General features: G+C 54.5%; 14 protein-coding genes. 2 read left to right on the plus strand and 12 right to left on the minus strand.

All coding sequences use genetic code 11. The features are described 5' to 3' along the window. Window positions 1–64 precede the first annotated feature (64 nt). Complete coding sequence (locus LOS15_RS11310) at window positions 65–754, plus strand: LuxR C-terminal-related transcriptional regulator (protein WP_263066029.1); 690 nt, start codon at window positions 65–67, stop codon at window positions 752–754. Here LOS15_RS11310 and LOS15_RS11315 read toward each other — a convergent pair. The 12 genes from LOS15_RS11315 to LOS15_RS11370 all read right to left on the minus strand — a co-directional run bounded on the left by LOS15_RS11315 (window position 751) and on the right by LOS15_RS11370 (window position 15,005). Beyond that, window positions 751–2,130: a hybrid sensor histidine kinase/response regulator gene (locus LOS15_RS11315; RefSeq protein WP_263066030.1), complete on the minus strand. Its 1,380-nt coding sequence runs from the start codon at window positions 2,128–2,130 to the stop codon at window positions 751–753. The two genes, LOS15_RS11310 and LOS15_RS11315, sit on opposite strands and share 4 nt — an antisense overlap. Continuing rightward, entirely contained in the window at window positions 2,099–3,265 is a 1,167-nt protein-coding gene (gene nosP / locus LOS15_RS11320; RefSeq protein WP_263066031.1) for a nitric oxide-sensing protein NosP, read from the minus strand. Before nosP ends, LOS15_RS11315 begins: the two co-directional genes overlap by 32 nt. Next, complete coding sequence (locus tag LOS15_RS11325) at window positions 3,243–5,489, minus strand: ATP-binding protein (RefSeq protein WP_263066033.1); 2,247 nt, start codon at window positions 5,487–5,489, stop codon at window positions 3,243–3,245. Before LOS15_RS11325 ends, nosP begins: the two co-directional genes overlap by 23 nt. Then, window positions 5,479–5,976, minus strand: a complete 498-nt coding sequence (locus tag LOS15_RS11330) for an oxidoreductase (protein WP_411537758.1) — start codon at window positions 5,974–5,976, stop codon at window positions 5,479–5,481. The genes LOS15_RS11325 and LOS15_RS11330 overlap by 11 nt, the downstream gene beginning before the upstream one ends. A gap of 210 nt (window positions 5,977–6,186) precedes the next feature. Further along, entirely contained in the window at window positions 6,187–7,023 is an 837-nt protein-coding gene (locus LOS15_RS11335) for a DUF2189 domain-containing protein (protein ID WP_263066037.1), read from the minus strand. 288 nt (window positions 7,024–7,311) lie between these two features. Next, entirely contained in the window at window positions 7,312–7,740 is a 429-nt protein-coding gene (locus LOS15_RS11340; RefSeq protein ID WP_263066038.1) for a universal stress protein, read from the minus strand. A gap of 11 nt (window positions 7,741–7,751) precedes the next feature. Beyond that, complete coding sequence (locus LOS15_RS11345; RefSeq protein ID WP_263066039.1) at window positions 7,752–10,355, minus strand: TRAP transporter permease; 2,604 nt, start codon at window positions 10,353–10,355, stop codon at window positions 7,752–7,754. A gap of 132 nt (window positions 10,356–10,487) precedes the next feature. Further along, a complete protein-coding gene (locus LOS15_RS11350) occupies window positions 10,488–11,468 on the minus strand; it encodes a TAXI family TRAP transporter solute-binding subunit (RefSeq protein WP_263066041.1) in 981 nt (326 codons plus the stop codon). Between the two features lie 347 nt (window positions 11,469–11,815). Further along, window positions 11,816–12,190: a DUF2798 domain-containing protein gene (locus LOS15_RS11355; RefSeq protein ID WP_263066043.1), complete on the minus strand. Its 375-nt coding sequence runs from the start codon at window positions 12,188–12,190 to the stop codon at window positions 11,816–11,818. After that, window positions 12,157–13,461 (minus strand): TRAP transporter large permease, encoded by a 1,305-nt coding sequence (locus LOS15_RS11360; RefSeq protein WP_263066044.1) that lies wholly within the window; start codon window positions 13,459–13,461, stop codon window positions 12,157–12,159. The genes LOS15_RS11355 and LOS15_RS11360 overlap by 34 nt, the downstream gene beginning before the upstream one ends. Continuing rightward, a complete protein-coding gene (locus tag LOS15_RS11365; protein WP_263066046.1) occupies window positions 13,451–13,930 on the minus strand; it encodes a TRAP transporter small permease in 480 nt (159 codons plus the stop codon). The genes LOS15_RS11360 and LOS15_RS11365 overlap by 11 nt, the downstream gene beginning before the upstream one ends. Window positions 13,931–13,994: 64 nt before the next feature. Continuing rightward, window positions 13,995–15,005: a DctP family TRAP transporter solute-binding subunit gene (locus LOS15_RS11370; protein WP_263066047.1), complete on the minus strand. Its 1,011-nt coding sequence runs from the start codon at window positions 15,003–15,005 to the stop codon at window positions 13,995–13,997. A 239-nt stretch (window positions 15,006–15,244) separates the two neighbouring features. On the opposite strand from LOS15_RS11370, the gene LOS15_RS11375 reads away from it, so the two are divergent. Continuing rightward, window positions 15,245–16,111: a DMT family transporter gene (locus tag LOS15_RS11375; RefSeq protein WP_263066048.1), complete on the plus strand. Its 867-nt coding sequence runs from the start codon at window positions 15,245–15,247 to the stop codon at window positions 16,109–16,111. Window positions 16,112–16,134: the final 23 nt, after the last annotated feature.

Genomic DNA, 16,134 nt, shown 5'->3' on the forward strand with positions numbered 1-16,134 from the left:
ACATAGGCCTTTATCGATATAGCCCGATGGCAGGACGCACCCTCATCCCTTGGTAGGAGACGCCATGTACTCGCTGTTAGTGGCAGATGATCATCCACTGTTCCGCGATGCGTTACTTGCAGTGGTAAGCGCTGGTTTAGCCGACACCCAACTCCTGGAAGCCGACAGCTTGGCAGCAGCGCTCCAGTGCGTTGAAAATAACGACGGGCTGGATCTGTTACTGCTCGATTTAAGCCTGCCCGATACGGAAGGCTTGGAGGGGTTAAAAATCCTGCGCGATACCTGCCCGTGGCTGCCCGTTGCGATTGTGTCTGCGCTTCAAGAGCGTCAGCTGGTGCTGGACGCCATTGCACTGGGCGCGGTGGGCTATATTCCCAAATCAACGCCAAGGGAGCAGCTCTTGGCAGCGATCACGCAGATACTCCAGGGCCAGCTCTACTTACCCGCCGATATTATGCGCCGCCCGCCTCCGCGTAACCTTCCCTCCGCCACGGTGGAAAGCGCAGACCACCCACAAAACCGCCTGCCTCGGCTCACCGACAAGCAGCTGGATGTATTGAGCTGTATGAGCCAAGGCATGTCGAACAAGCAGATTGCCCGCGAGCTGACAATTGCTGAAACTACGGTGAAGACCCACGTCTCGGCTATTTTGCGAAAATTGGGGGCCAGCAGCCGAGTACACGCGATTGTGATTGCCGGGGAAGAGGACTTAAGCGGCTATACCGCTAAACGCGCAGCATTATCGAAGGATTAGCCGCTTTCGAGCAGCGTACCTAGCAACATTTTTAGACGCAGCGGTTTCAGTGGCTTTAACAAGCAGTGCATGCCCGCTTGCCGTGTGGCGCGTTTAACAGCCGCTTCATGGTTAGCCGTAATGACTACCGTGGCCAAGCCAGGATAGCGGCGGCGCAATCGGGCGGCTAAATCAATACCGTTTTCTCGATGCTCGCCTAAGTGGTAATCCACTAGCAGCGCTGCCGGGCGCTCTCCGTCGCTGGCAGCCTCCAGTGCACTCACCGTGGCCGCTGCACGCACTCGACATCCCCAACTGCCTAACAACGCCTGCATACCTTCAATAATAGCCGGGTCATCGTCGATCACCCACACCACACAGCCTTGCAACGGATCATCGTTCCATGGAGTATCCAGTCGCGAACGGGGCGCTGTTTCTGCGCTGCCGCCGGGCGCTGCGTAAGGGACTAAGATCGAGAACAGCGAGCCTTGGCCTAGCCGTGACGCCAGCGTGACGGGGTGGTCTATCATGGTGCTAATGCGGTCGACAATCGCCAGGCCTAAGCCCAGGCCTCGACTATGATGGGCCTGCGGCTGACTAGCGCGACGGAACTCTAAAAAAATTGCTTCGCGCTGCGGTTCTGGAATACCCGGACCAGTATCTCCTACCATGATCTCCACCCCCTCGGGACGGCGGCGGCAGCCTAACAGCAGATGCCCCTGCTCGGTGTAGCGCACTGCGTTACTGAGAAAGTTACGCACCACCCTCGCGAGTAGGGCCAGATCAGAGTCGACCCATGCACGTGAAGGAACATAGTGCAGCGCCAGGCCCCGAACGGCCGCCACCTGCCGGTACTCTTCAGCCAGTGCATCCAGCAGCGTACTCACGGCAAACGGCGCTTTATCAGCATGCAGTACCCCGGCATCCAGGCGGGAAATGTCCACTAGCGTGCCCAGCAAGCCTTCAACATCTTTCAGCGAGCGCCCTATATGCCCCACCAGCGCTTGAGAGGCATCAGGCAGCGCATGGGTTTCCAGAGCACTGGCAAACAACCGGGCGGCGTTTAGGGGCTGTAGTAAGTCGTGGCTAACCGCGGCCAAAAATTTCGTTTTAGAAAGATTAGCCGCTTCCGCTTCGGCATTCGCGGCTAATAGTCGTGCATTCACCTGGCTGAGTTCATCGAGCGTGCGGTGCAGCGCATCGGTACGCTCACGCACCTGTTCAGCCAGCAACACTGAGCGCTCAAACGCCGCGTAGGGGGCACCGTTGGGGCTGCCTCCCGACTCGACCCGCTCCATCAGCGCATGGCAGACTTTACGCAGGCGGCGATTTTCTTCGCGTAGCGTCGCGTTATCCGCCGTTTCATCACTGCTTGTCGCTAGCTGGAAGAGCGCCAAACGCCACCCCCGTAAAAGTTTGGTTCACATGCATACCGTGGTGCTGTTCGCCGTAGGTATTAAATCCCACGACGCGCGCCTGGCGTAGCAGCGATGATGCCTGATCCAACTGCTGTAGGGACTCCAGCGCCATGCGGCGCAGAAAACAGTCGCAGCCGATAATCGTTGCGGTATCGCCTAAGCGCTCGCGCACGCTGAGCAGCATCGCTTCTAGATCTTCTAACAGCGGCGCTGGCTGCATGGCGGTCAGCACAATACCGGTCTCCACCGCGCAGTAAAAGCTGAGGCTGCCATCGTCGTTGACTCGCTGAATAGAGCGAATGTAGTGCTGCTCGCCTAGATGCACCGCAAGAGGGTGCTGGGCAAAAACGTGGGGGGTCAATTCATCCACCCGGCAGCCCACCAAAGCCGCATATACCTCGGCGGCAGGCAGCCCGTTAAGCTCTAGTACTCGCCGCTGCTCGCGGTCCGCTACCGTAACCACTAGCTTATGAGCCAGTGGCACTAGGTGATGACTTGAAAATACCTCAAACGGCAGCCGAGTATTCAGCATGACCACCACTGCAGCACGGGTATGGAAGCGTCCATTGGCATACACATGGGTGTGCGTTAGGTGGTTATCATCCCCCGCTGAACCGCCAAAACTGGGTATACGTCCCAGCGCAGCGTCCAGCGTTGCCAACACCTGCTCTTCACGGCTGGACAATCCGTCTAACAGCGTGAGCGCAAAGCTGTGCTCATTAATAGGCGCCAACGCCTGATGACGACAGCGCTCTAGTAGGCCGTCCACCAACGACTGCGCACGGGTAAGATCAAAGTGTTCCAGGTCATCAACCAGCTCGGTTTCAACCGCGAAAACCCGACGATCAAACCCAATAGCGACAATAGACCCCCGATCATACCCCTCAGGCGTCATCTCCCCAGCCGTCGTACAGCCACTCAGTGGCACATCACCAAACGCGTCGCTAAGGGCGTCAGCGAGGGTGTCTAACGGGTACTCGGCGCTGCAGAAAAACAATACAAACCCAAGCTGCGCATGACATAGCGCCTGGGACAGTTCCATGGCCGCCTTGGTGGGTTCAGGGTGACGACTGGCGGCGGAGCGCAGCCCATTAGGCGTTAGGGAGGTTGTCACGGTACCACGCCTCCAATGCGCCATGAGTACGCGCAACACTTTGTCGTAACGCACCAAAAGCTTCTTCAGTTTGGCCGTGAGAGCGCTGCGCCTGCGTCATCAATAGCTCTAGCCCCTGCGCCCGCCACGCCAGCTGTTCTGCGCCCACGCTTAGCGATTCGCCTTTCAGCTGGTGTGCCAAGCGCTCCACCTGCTTAGCCTCGGCACTCGAAAGTTCGCCAGGCCCGGTGAGGTACGCGCCAAGCTGTGCCGTGTAGTCATCTACTTGCTGATGATAGAGCACGACCAACTGAGCAACGCTCGCCTGCCCTAAAGAACTCAACAGCGTTTGAAGTGTGGTGCTGTTAAGCAGGGCCTGCCCATCATTTGGCTTTGCGTACGCCTCTAAAGTGGGCAGCTGCTGCGATGATGGAAAAAGCTGCAGGGATAAAACGTTGCTTAATGACAGAAGCGACAGCGGCTTGATGATGTAATCATCCATTCCCGCTGCCAGACAGCGGTTTCGATCATCTTCAGCACCGCCTGCCGTCATCGCGACAATGGGGACACTCGCCAGCCAGCCGCCTGTCTCTCGCAGCATTCGCGTCACTGTCAGGCCATCCATATCCGGCAACTGAACATCCATAAAAATAAGATGTACTTGCTGAGCCTGCACCATCTCCAGCGCGTCTTGGCCATTTTCGGCACACACCACATCACATCCCAAACGTGAGAGGAGGCCCGTGGCCACTTTTCGGTTAACCGCATTATCTTCAACTAGCAGTAGCGACGTACCGATAAAGTCCCGCGTGGGTTCAGAAGGCAGCGGGGAACTTTGGGGGGGCGCCTCAATCAAGGGCAGATCACAATAGAACGTACTACCCTGGCCCGGCGCACTGACGACCCGCAGATGCCCTTGCATGGCGTTACACAGGCGCTTGCAAATTGCCAACCCCAAGCCGGTTCCACCAAAACGCCGAGCGACGCTTTCATCTGCCTGCTGAAAAGGCTCAAATAGAAGCGTCTGCTGCTCTTGGCTTAACCCGCAGCCGGTATCGCTCACTTCAAAAGAGAGCTCGTTCACAGTGGCATAGAGCCGAAGCGTGACCTGGCCATGGTCGGTAAACTTGATCGCATTGGCAATCAGGTTCAGCAAAATCTGCCTCAGCCTACCTGCATCCATCATGACCCAGGCCGGTACTAAGGGGTCAATGTGCAGCACTAGCTGAAGCCCCTTTGCTTGGGCTCGAGGTTCAAAGAGCGCCATCACGCTATCCACCAGCGGTTTTACCGCCATGGGTGACGTTTCCAGCGTTAAGTGGCCCGCTTCGATTTTAGAAAAATCGAGTATTTCGTTAATCATCGCCAACAGCTGGTTGGCGCTGTCGTGGATAGTGCGTGCGTAGTCTTCTACCTGAGCAGCACTGACCGGCTCGCGCAGCAGCTCGCTCATGCCAATAACGCCGTTTAGCGGCGTGCGAATTTCATGACTGACCATCGCCAAAAAATCAGACTTCGCGTGGTTGGCGGCTTGCGCCTGCTGAGCGGTGACCTCTAACTGGCGACTTAGCTGCTCCTGTTCACGCCGCGCGGTAGCGCTTTCTCGCATTTCACGCACTAGAAAACCAATGACGAGCAGAACGGCCAAGCTCATTCCTATCAGCAGTGTCATCAATACGTTATATAACGTACTGAGCAGCGCACGCTCTTCCGTTGCGGATTCGGCCAAATAACCATTGATCGCGATCACAAAGCGCTCGGTAAGCCGAGTGAGCACCTGCAACTCTGTTTCTAAAAGGGTGATGGGCAACTGGGCGAGAGAGTCGTGGGGGGCAAGCATGGGGTCCAGCGTGTCTAGCTGCTGCTGGATTTGGTCAAGCAGCTCGTTTGCCATACTGACATTTTGCAATAGGGCGTTCACCTCACCCTCATTTAGCAACGTAATGCGGCTATAGAGCAGTTCAAAGCGTAAGTTGAGCGCATCCTGTTCAGCTGGCGAGATAGGTCCACGGGTTGCCGCCAGTAAATGATTAAGCAGCTGAACCGCATCGCGATCCAGCTTATAGACAACCCAGGCGGTATCTTCTCGCAGGCTTTGCGTTAGTTGGTCTTGCCGCCAAGCTGCCAGCGCCGCAACGACCAACGCCCCGGCAAACAGCAGCACGGTAATCATCGCCACGACTTTAAAACGTCGTGGATAACGCAACAGGCGTGGCGTACTCACCATAGAGCTGTTAATGGACATTAATATGCATAACCTGCCAAACAGCCCTGAAACGTATTTTCTCGCTTAACAGCTCCTCATTCTGATCAAAAGGATACAACACCCATAACGGGCCGTACTCGCGGATAGGGATAGCCTTTTGATCGCGTTCGAGTGTCAAAATCACGTCATAATCATAAAAATCGCTAACGGGAATGGTGGCTTCGTAACCGTTAAGCGCCAGCACATGCACGCTTTCACCCTCGGCATCCAGGTGCTCTAGCAAGGTACGCATTAGCGGCCCGCTATAGTGGCTAGTGCCTTCAGTCCATGGGGTGCTCGTTTTAAAAGTATGTTGTGATAATGACTGCAGCATTTCTCTATCAAAATGCGCTTCTCGATTATGGCTATCAGCCGTATTCGTGCGTGCAATATTACCTTTCACTTGCAGAATCACAGGCCCATCCGGCGACGCCAATGCCGCCTGCGTTTCAGCTTGCCCCGCTTGAGGAATGCTGAACGCCAGCATAACCCACCCCAATAACAACGCTTTCACAGCCACTACCTCGCTTTAAAGCGCTCAGAGCATAGCCTGATACATCCCGGCCACCCAGCGCGAGCAATAAAAAAAGAGACAACGTAGAGGTTACGCCATCTCTTTTCGTAGGTCAGGTAATTTACGCGTTTTTCGTCAACGAACGGACGCCTTTAAACGGCTGCTGTTTTGAACGCGAAGCGATTAGGTTTTTATCTCCTCAATAGTCTCAAAGCGCACGAGTTCCTCATAAGCGTGCCAGCTTGCATGACCCAACACTGGCAATATAAGTGCTAAACCGATGTAAAAGGTCATTACCCCCACCAACACGCACCCTGTGAGGATGGCGGCCCAAAGCAGCATCGGGCGAAAGTTACGCGCAACGCAGCGTACACTCGCTTCTATGCCTTCCATAAACGTCAGGTCTTGATCCATTAAGGTAGGAATAGCCACTACGCTAATGGCAAAGGCACCAAAGGCGAGAATAGCGCCCGCCGCTGTGCCAACAGCCAACATGCCGATTCCTTCTGGGGTTGTGAGTAGCGCGGTGTAAAGCGTTGCGGGACTTGGCACTTCAAAGCCAAAAAACAGCGCGAACAGCAGCGTGGCTAGGCGAATCCAGGCAAGAAAGAAGATCATCATCATGACGCCCATCATCGCTAACTGCCCAGCGTGGGGTTTCCAACTACCAAATGCATCACCCAAATTAGGCGCTCTACCCTGCTCTAGCGCTTGGCTAATGCCATAAGAACCCACCGCGACCAAAGGGCCTACAAACATAAAACCTGCAATCATCGGCAATAGCCAATACCAGTATCCCAGAGTAAATGCCCCTAACGTAATAGCAATACTCAAGCCCACCCAAAACATGCCGTAGGACAAACTAACGGCGGTGGCACGCCGGAAGTCTTCAAGGCCAGACGTTAACCAGGCACGCGGACGATCCATTCCCACTTTATTGATAGTGATTTTAACTGAGGGTGTCTCTTTAGTTGTTGGCATATGTGCGTGGTCTTGTGTTTTTGTAGTGGTCGCATTCATGGCATAACTCCTGTGATGTACCAGGGCTGCATTCTTGCCTTTAACATTAATTCCAACTTAATGGCTTAACGTACTTTTAATGTAGTTGAACGCCGTAATACTGAGAGCCAATAAGGCTAGCAAGTACAAAAAATCCACCATTAACCTATTCCCGCGAATTAAATTGATGCGTTAGCGCCTCCTAACATTCCCAAACGCACAAAAGCACCAGCGGCGACACCCGGCAGAAACCACAACGCCAGGCTCAAGGCCTGGCGTTGTGGGCGTAAGTGCAGATACTCAGGGCGCCTACCGTACAATCATTACCGATATTTTCGCGTGGTGAACCACGTGTTCGGCATTAGGCCCCAGTACGTAATCGACAAATTTCCGCTTATTGTGGGAAGCCATGACAATCAGGTCGACATCCAGCTTTTTGCCGGCCTTAATAATGGCTTCCCAGGGTGAGCCATCCACAATCACACTCTGAGTTTGGATACTTTCAGGTATGTTCTTTTGGATGAACTCATGCTGCGCTTCTTTAATAGCGTCGTGCGCCTTTTTGGAAAAATCTTTCGGAAAATAAGCGCCCACCATGGGCATTTTAAATTCCGGCAGCACTGTCACAATATGCAGCGAAGCCCCAAAGGTTTCACATAGCGTAATTGCCGTGGGTAGCGCCTTCTTCCATGACGCCTCTTCGTTTAGATCCACCGGCAACAGAATCTTTTGGTACATGGTGACCTCCTTTAAGCTGCGGCTGCCGCGTTATCCGGCCGGTCTGTATGACGGCGGCGGCGTTGAAGAAGAACCACTAAGGCAAAAATGGCAAAGCCAGGAATCCACATCCACTCCTTCGCCCAACGGTCTACCGGTGCAAGCACTTCGATGATCTCCTGGTCGAAGTCAAAACCGATATCCTGTGCCAAGCTGCCAAACTGAACAAAATCAACGGTCGCTTGTTCACCGTCTATCCATAGCTCTATGCCTAGCTGCTCCATGCGTTCTTCAGCCGTATCGCCGCGAGGTACCGGCACAAGCAGGTAGGTGGTCATGGGATCACCAAAATCGTCTTCCCCTGCAATTTGGATGCGCAAGTTACTGCCATCCTCCACCTGACCTAGTGCCTCTGCAAACTGTGCCGGCGGAACCGATTCGTAAGGGTCGTGAATACGATCCATCCAAAAGCCAGGACGGAACAGCGTAAAGGCCACCAACAGCAGCAACAGCGACTCATACCAGCGATTACGAGCAATCATGTAACCCTGTGTTCCCGCTGCAAATATCAGCATAGCGGTGGTCGCGACGATGAACACGACAATCCCCTGCATAAACGTAACGTCAATCAACAGCAGGTCGGTATTAAAGATAAACAGGAACGGTAGTGCGGCTGTGCGCAGGCTGTAGTAAAACGCCTGGAAGCCGGTACGCAGTGGGTCACCGCCGGAAACCGCCGCAGCGGCAAACGAGGCGAGCCCCACGGGCGGCGTGACATCTGCCATGATCCCGAAATAGAACACAAATAAGTGCACGGCGATCAGCGGCACGATAAGACCATTCTGCTGACCCAGCAGCACAATGACCGGTGCCATGAGTGCAGAGACCACAATGTAGTTAGCCGTAGTGGGCAGGCCCATGCCTAAAATCAAACTCAGCAGTGCCGTTAGCAACAGAATCATCATCAGGTTGCCGCCGGAAAGGATTTCCACCACATCCGCCAACACTAGCCCTACGCCAGTTTGTGAAACGGCACCTACCACGATACCGGCGGTGGCGGTAGCAATACCAATACCGATCATATTACGGGCACCGGCGACCAGGCCGTCCCACAGATCCTTAAAGCCCTCTTTAACATCCGCGCCGAACTGGCTGTGGCCCCGGAAGAAAGCAATCACCGGACGCTGAGTGACCATGATAAAGATCATAAACATCGTCGCCCAAAACGCTGACAGCCCTGGCGACATACGCTCCACCATCAAACACCACACCAGCACAATAACCGGCAGGATGTAGTGTAAGCCCACCATCACGGTGGGCCGTGTTTGAGGCAGCTTTACGACGGCTGAATTGGGGTCATCCATTTCCAGCTCTGGGTATTTCGAGCTGATCTTCAATAAGCCGATATACGTTACTGCTAAGCCCACGGCGATTACCCAAGGAGTGGCCTCACCAAGCACCGGCTTAAGCCAGCCGAGCCCGTAATAAACGGCAAAAGAGAGGGCCATCAACAGTATCAGCCCCGTCATAAAGCCTAGGACCTTGTTAAGCAGCGGGCGCGCAGGGTTGCTTGAAGGCAGCCCCTTCATATCAGCCTTCAACGCCTCCAGATGCACGATATAAATCAACGCAATATAGGAAATAATCGCTGGCAGAAAGGCGTGCTTGATAACATCAACGTAAGAAATGCCTACATATTCCACCATCAAAAAGGCAGCTGCCCCCATTACCGGCGGCATAATTTGACCATTCACCGACGAGGCGACTTCAACAGCACCCGCTTTTTCGGCGCTAAAGCCCACACGCTTCATCATCGGAATTGTAAAGGTGCCGGTGGTCACCGTATTGGCAATCGACGACCCCGAAATCAACCCGGTCATGCCCGACGCCACCACCGCCGCTTTAGCAGGGCCACCTTTAAAGTGGCCAAGCATAGAAAAGGCTACTTTGATGAAATAGTTACCGGCACCCGCCTTATCCAATAGGGCACCAAACAGCACAAATAGGAAAACAAAACTGGTAGAAACCCCCAGCGCGATACCAAACACCCCTTGGGTACCCAACCACTGGTGATTAATCAACCCGCCTAGGCTAACGCCGCGGTGGGCCAATATGCCCGGCATGTGGGGGCCAAATAGCGAGTAAATAATAAACAAACCGGCCACAATCATCAGCGGCGGCCCTAGCGCACGCCGAGTGGCTTCCAGCAACATAACAATACCGATCACGCCAATAACGATGTCTTGGGTAATCGGGCTGCCCGGGCGCCGAGCCAGGTCATCGTAAAATAGAAACAGATAAGCGCCGCAAAAAGCGGCTATCGCTGCAAACGCCCAATCCTGAAGAGGAATACGATCGCGCGGAGAGCGTTTTAAGGCGGGGTAAGCCATAAAGGCTAAAAACAGCGCAAACGCTAAATGTATCGAGCGTGATTCAGTAGCACTGAACACCCCAAAACCCACCATGTAAGAGAGTGGTGATGCTATCCATAGCTGGAATAGCGACCACGCTGCCGCAATGCTTACCAGCAATTTCCCCGGCACCCCCGCTGGCTTTCGTGCCCCGGAATCGCTGGATGCGACCATATCCTCCAGGTCAGTATCAGCGGCCGCCGAAGGTTGTTTGTCATCACGCATACGCTTGCCCTGCCTATGGTCAGCGCTGACAATCAGCGCTTTCAACAAGAAGCGCGGACACTCTGGGCGTCCGCGCTTTATTACTTGCGGTGAACGCTGTTCACCTGCTGCTCTTTATGTGGCGGTTCGGAATTACTCGATCCAGCCACGCTCACGGTAGTAACGCTCTGCACCATCGTGCAGCGGCGCCGTTAGGCCGTCAGCAATCATGTCTTCTTCGTTCAGGTTTTCAAACGCTGGGTGGAGGCGCTTGAAACGATCGAAGTTTTCAAACACGGCCTTAACTGTTTCGTAAATTACGTCTTCATCAACGGCAGTGGAAGAAACGAACGTTGCTGCAACACCAAAGGTTTCAACATCTTCGTCATTGCCACGATATAGGCCACCCGGGATCACAGAGCGGGTGTAGTACGGATACTCTTCAATCAGTGCGTCAATTTCGTCGCCCGTTACCGGTACTAAACGCGCATCAATCGTCGTAGTGGCTTCTTGGATAGAACCGTTAGGGTGGCCTACCACGTACACCATGGCATCGATGTTGTTATCCGACAGTGCGGCGGACTGCTCAGCGGCATCCAACTGTGAGGCAAGGGCAAAGGTGTCTTCGTCCCAACCGAACGCATTCATGACCACATCCATGGTGTTACGCTGGCCAGAACCAGGATTACCAATGTTGACGCGCTTACCGGGGAAATCGGCAATCGTTTCAATACCGGAATCAGCACGAGCAACAACGGTGAGCGGCTCGCCGTGCATGGTAAATACGGCGCGCATATCTTCCCAAGGGCCCGTCTCTTCGAAATTGGCTTCGCCATTGTAAGCACGGTACTGGACATCCGACTGCACCACGCCCATGTCCAGCTCGCCGCTCTTCATGCCGTTAACGTTAGCGACCGAACCACCGGTAGACGGTGCATTACAGCGAATATTGTGCTCGTCGCTGCCGCGGTTAACCATCCGGCAAACCGACTGGCCCACCACATAGTAAACGCCGGTTTGACCACCGGTACCGATGGTAATGTAACGATCTTGAGCCACTGCCGGAGAGGCAAAGCTTGCCGCTGCAATCAGCGCGCCTGAAAAGGCAGCGGTAGAAAATACATGGCGTTTCATGGAAATACCTCTTTATCTTGATGTTGTGAGCGTTATGCGCTTTGAAACCACCTGCAGAACGGTTCCCTTCAGGTGCCTCGATATCAAAACGTTTTCAAGACAATCTTTTATCTGCATCGGCGGTTAGTGCCGATTTCTACTACTTTAGCGAAAAAACACGCGTTTGGCGAAACCCCATTCTGTCACAAGCACTTGTGTTTCAAGCACCGCTAACGCTAGGAATTTTTAAGTCTAGCGGGCTTAAACGTTTAGTAGGCGTTAATTGGTGCTCAGAGCGAAAGAATATGCGTTTCGCGCATAGCCTATGAATATTTAAGCATGCACCTATCTTGCTTCAGGTTTAAGGCTCATCCAGCTTTTTTGATAAGCGCTGCCGATAGCCGTTGCAGCCGTGGCGCACCAAGCAAAATCAAACAAAATGCGATGGGCCAAGCAATATAGAAAGCGCGCCACCAGCGCCCTAAAAAGCCTTCTATCAAGCCCGTATTTGCCCAGGTGATGACAAACGTCATCAGCGTGACCATGTAGATCGACATCAAAAATGCGAACACTAATGGGGCGAAGCGTGGGGGGAATATCATCTTATCTCCAACGTAAATACGGCGTAGGGTAAGCGGCACAACATACAACAAAAAGAAATATACTAATAACCAAAAGCAGAACCAAAACAGGATGCACCGGCCAACTATCAAACGTTGTAACCCAACATCGTCGGCAGCCACAGCGCAATGCTTGGAAAAATGGCAACCAGCGCCAGCGCGCATGCCATGGCCACTACAAACAGCAGTGCCCAACCGATAGTGTGCTCCAGACGTATCTTGGCGACTTCCGTCGTAACCATCAGGTTCACCGCGACGGGCGGTGTAAATTGTCCAATCGCAATGTTCATGGCTAATAGAATCCCGAACCACACCGGGTTCCACTCAAAGTGCTGCATCACAGGAATCAGAATCGGCATCATAATCAGATAGATGGAGATCGCATCCAGCAGCATACCGGCCACCAATACCGCTAACATCACGAGCACCAATAGCAGCACGCCGTTATCAGTCAGACTAATGATCCATTCGGCCAAATGGCGGAAGGTGCCCAGCATGGTGCCCGCCCAGGCAAAAATGCCTGCCAGGGCGATAATGAGCATCACCACCCCAGAAATAATCGCCGCTTCGCCGAGCAGCTCCCATAAATCGCGTAGCGACAGCTCCTTGGTGAGAAACAGTCCCACCAGGGTGCCATAGGCCACCGCCACCACCGCAGCTTCGGTGGGCGTAAACAGGCCAGAGCGGAGACCACCTAAAATGAGCACCGGAGCAAAAAGGGCGGGCAGCGCCTGTTTAAACGTCGTGCGTACGCTGAGCAACTCAGCGCCTTCCACCGGCGTGCCGCCTTCCCATCCGTAGCGTTTAGAAACCATTAATGCCGGCACTAAAAGCGACAACCCCGCTAAAATGCCGGGAAAGAGGCCTGCCGCAAAAAGTGCGCGAAGGTCTACTCCGGGAACCACAATAGAGTAAAGAATCAGCGCCACCGACGGGGGAATCAAAATCGCCGTAGAGGCGGAGGCAGCAATCAGCGTGGCCGAAAACGGCTTGGGGTACCCAGCCTTCGTCATGCTTGGCAGCATCACCATGGCCACCGCTGCGGCGTCTGCGGGGCCGGAGCCGCTCATACCGCCCATAATCATACACACCAGCACCGCCACCAGCGCCAAGCCACCATGGCGCGGGCCAATTAACGCTTGGGCAAAGCGCACTAAACGTAGCGCAACGCCAGAACGTTCAAAAATCAGCCCGGTAAGAATAAACAGCGGTATCGCAATTAACGGGTATTTAGCAATGCTGTTGTACGTGTTGGTGCCAAGCGTTGCCAGCATATCGGGTGATAGCCCTGCCAAGATGCCTACTGAGCCTGCGAGCGCTAGCGAAAAAGCCACCGGCACACCGGCAATAAGCAGCCCGGCGAAGGCTAGGATCATCCAGCTATCAGGCGTCATTATTCAACTCCCCCTTCAACCGATCGCGGGTTTGCTGAACCAAGCGCCACAACATAGCGCCAGAAAGCACCGGTAACCAAAGAAGATACCACCACTGAGGTAGCCCCAGGCCAGGCGAGAGCGATTCCCACTGATACTCCTGCCAAGCAAGCTTGCCGCCGTACCAGGTAATCAGCCCCAGCACGACCAGCCCGCACACTGCCTGGAACAAAATCAACGCACTCCGCCACCGCCCTGGCAGTGCGCGCTCTAAAAAACTAATGCGGATATGCCGGTTACGCCTCAGCGCCACCGATGCACCCGCAAACGTCAGCACCACCAGTAGAAAAACCGAAAACTCTTCGGTAAACGAAAACGAGCCGCCGGTGAGGTAGCGTGTGACCACGTTCCCCAGGCTAATCAGCGAGATAACAACAAGAGACAGCGCACCAAGCCAGCGTTCGGGGCGCGCATCGGGAAAGCCTTTCATCGGCAACCTCTTAAAAAAGCTACCGGCCCAGTCATCGGGCCGGCAGTTGAAGCATCAGGCGTAATTAACGCGCGTCGATAGCCGCTTGAGCGGCTTCTACCAGCTCTTCACCAATGCGGGGTGCCCATTTTTCATAAACTGACTGCGTTGCTTCGACGAAGGCTTGGTACTGCTCGTCAGTCAGCTCCGTTACCGTAACACCGCGCTCCTGAATAGCCGCCAGGCGCTCGCTCTCCTCCTCACGGGTCATAGCGATTTCCCATGCGCCCGCTTCTTCAGCGGTTTCACGCAGTAACGTCTGATGCTCTTCGCTCAAGGAACGCCATACCTGCTGGTTGACGGCAAAAATCAGCGGGTCATTCATATAGTTCCAGAGAGTTAAGTGCTCCTGGCCGACTTGGTCGATACGCGCCACATCAAAGACGGAAAGCGGGTTTTCCTGGCCATCAACCGCGCCAGTGGTCAGCGCGGGCTGGGCATCCGTCCAGCTCATTTGCGTGGGGTCTGCACCCAGTGCTGAGAACGTATCTTGGAACAGTGGCGAGCCGACAACACGAATTTTCAAGCCATCCAAATCACTTGGCTGGCTAATCGACCCGCGGGAATTAGAGACTTGGCGGAAGCCATTTTCGCCCCAGGCGAGTGGCACTACACCGCGAGACTCAATGGCTTCGAACACCATTTCACCCGCGTCACCGCCAGTGACGGCATCGACGGCAGCCTCATCGGGGATAAAGAACGGTAAAGAGAACAGGTTAAGTTCAGGCACTTGAGGCGACCAGTTGATAGTCGACCCTACCGCCGCATCAATTAACCCTGACCGCATGGCAGAAAATTCGCGAGTTTGGTCGCCAGAAACCAGCTGCGAGTTTGGATAAACCCGAAGTGTCAGCTCTCCTCCACTACGCTCCTCCACCAGTTCAGCCCACTTTTCAGCGGCCTGCCCCCAGGGAAAAGCATCCGACAACACCGTGGAAACCGAAAGCTCACGCGCCTGGGCAGAAAGCGAAGCGGAAAGTAATGCGGCACCGGCCAAGCCAGCGGTGAAACGAGCCATAGAGCGTGTCAGCGTCATTGTGTCGATCCTTTTTGGTTTTTATGGTGTGCGTTTTTTATGAATAGTGCTGCTCAGCGCATATGTGCAGGCACTGCACGTTATCCAAGCAGCTCTCCATTGTAGGCACTCGCGGTTTGAAAGAAAGCGAAGGATTGAGCTTTTAACTTTCAACTTTTGGTGCAAATAGCGTTGAACGTTACTGCGTCGCTTGCTTGCTGCTAAGCTACCTCACTTTCTCTCACTTCAGGGACAGCCACGTGCCGCTTCGTGATTTACTATTAGGCCTCTTTGTTATTGCTATTTGGGCACTCAATATTATCGTGATCAAAGTAGGCGTAGCAGAACTCCCGCCGCTGTTAATGACCACCCTCCGGTTTATGTTAGTGGCCGCCCTGCTGGTGCCTTTTTATCCGGTTGCTCGCGCTCAGCTGCCGTTCTTACTGCTGCTCTCAATCACCTTTGGCAGCCTGCACTTTGCGCTACTGTTTATTGGCCTGGGCCAGGCAGAAGCGGGCACCGGTGCGCTGCTGGTGCAGATGGGCACGCCCTTTGCCACGCTATTAGCGGTGGTATTTCTTAACGAGAAACTGGGCCCCAAACGTATCGTGGGCCTTTTGCTCTCATTTTCAGGAATCATTGTGTTAGCCGGTGGGCCCACGTTGCCCACTCCCCTTCCCCTGGCAATTCTTTTGCTGAGTGCATTCGGCTGGGCGGTCTCTCAGCTATTAATCAAACGTGGACCGCCCATTGCCCCGCTGGCACTAGCAGGCTGGGTGGCGCTATTTGCAGTTCCACAGGTTGCACTGGGATCGTGGCTATTTGAAAGTGGCCAGTGGCAGGCGATGCGTCAAGCCAGCTGGCTAGGGTGGGGGGCGATGATTTACACCGCCGTGATGTCATCGATTGTGGCCTACGGCATTTGGTACGGGTTATTGCGGCGTCACCCGGTTAATCGTGTGGTGCCAATGACGCTGCTGATACCCGTTCTCGCCGTTGGCCTGGGCGCGCTGCTAATGGGCGATAGCTTAGGCTTTCACAAGCTTACCGGCGGCGGGTTAGTCGTGGCGGGTATCGCGCTGATCGTTTTGAAACTGGGTAAGCGCCGACGTTCCAGCGCCGCCTAATTCACCGCATGCAAAAACGCACG

This window comes from Halomonas sp. 7T, assembly GCF_025643255.1.
GTDB lineage: Bacteria > Pseudomonadota > Gammaproteobacteria > Pseudomonadales > Halomonadaceae > Vreelandella.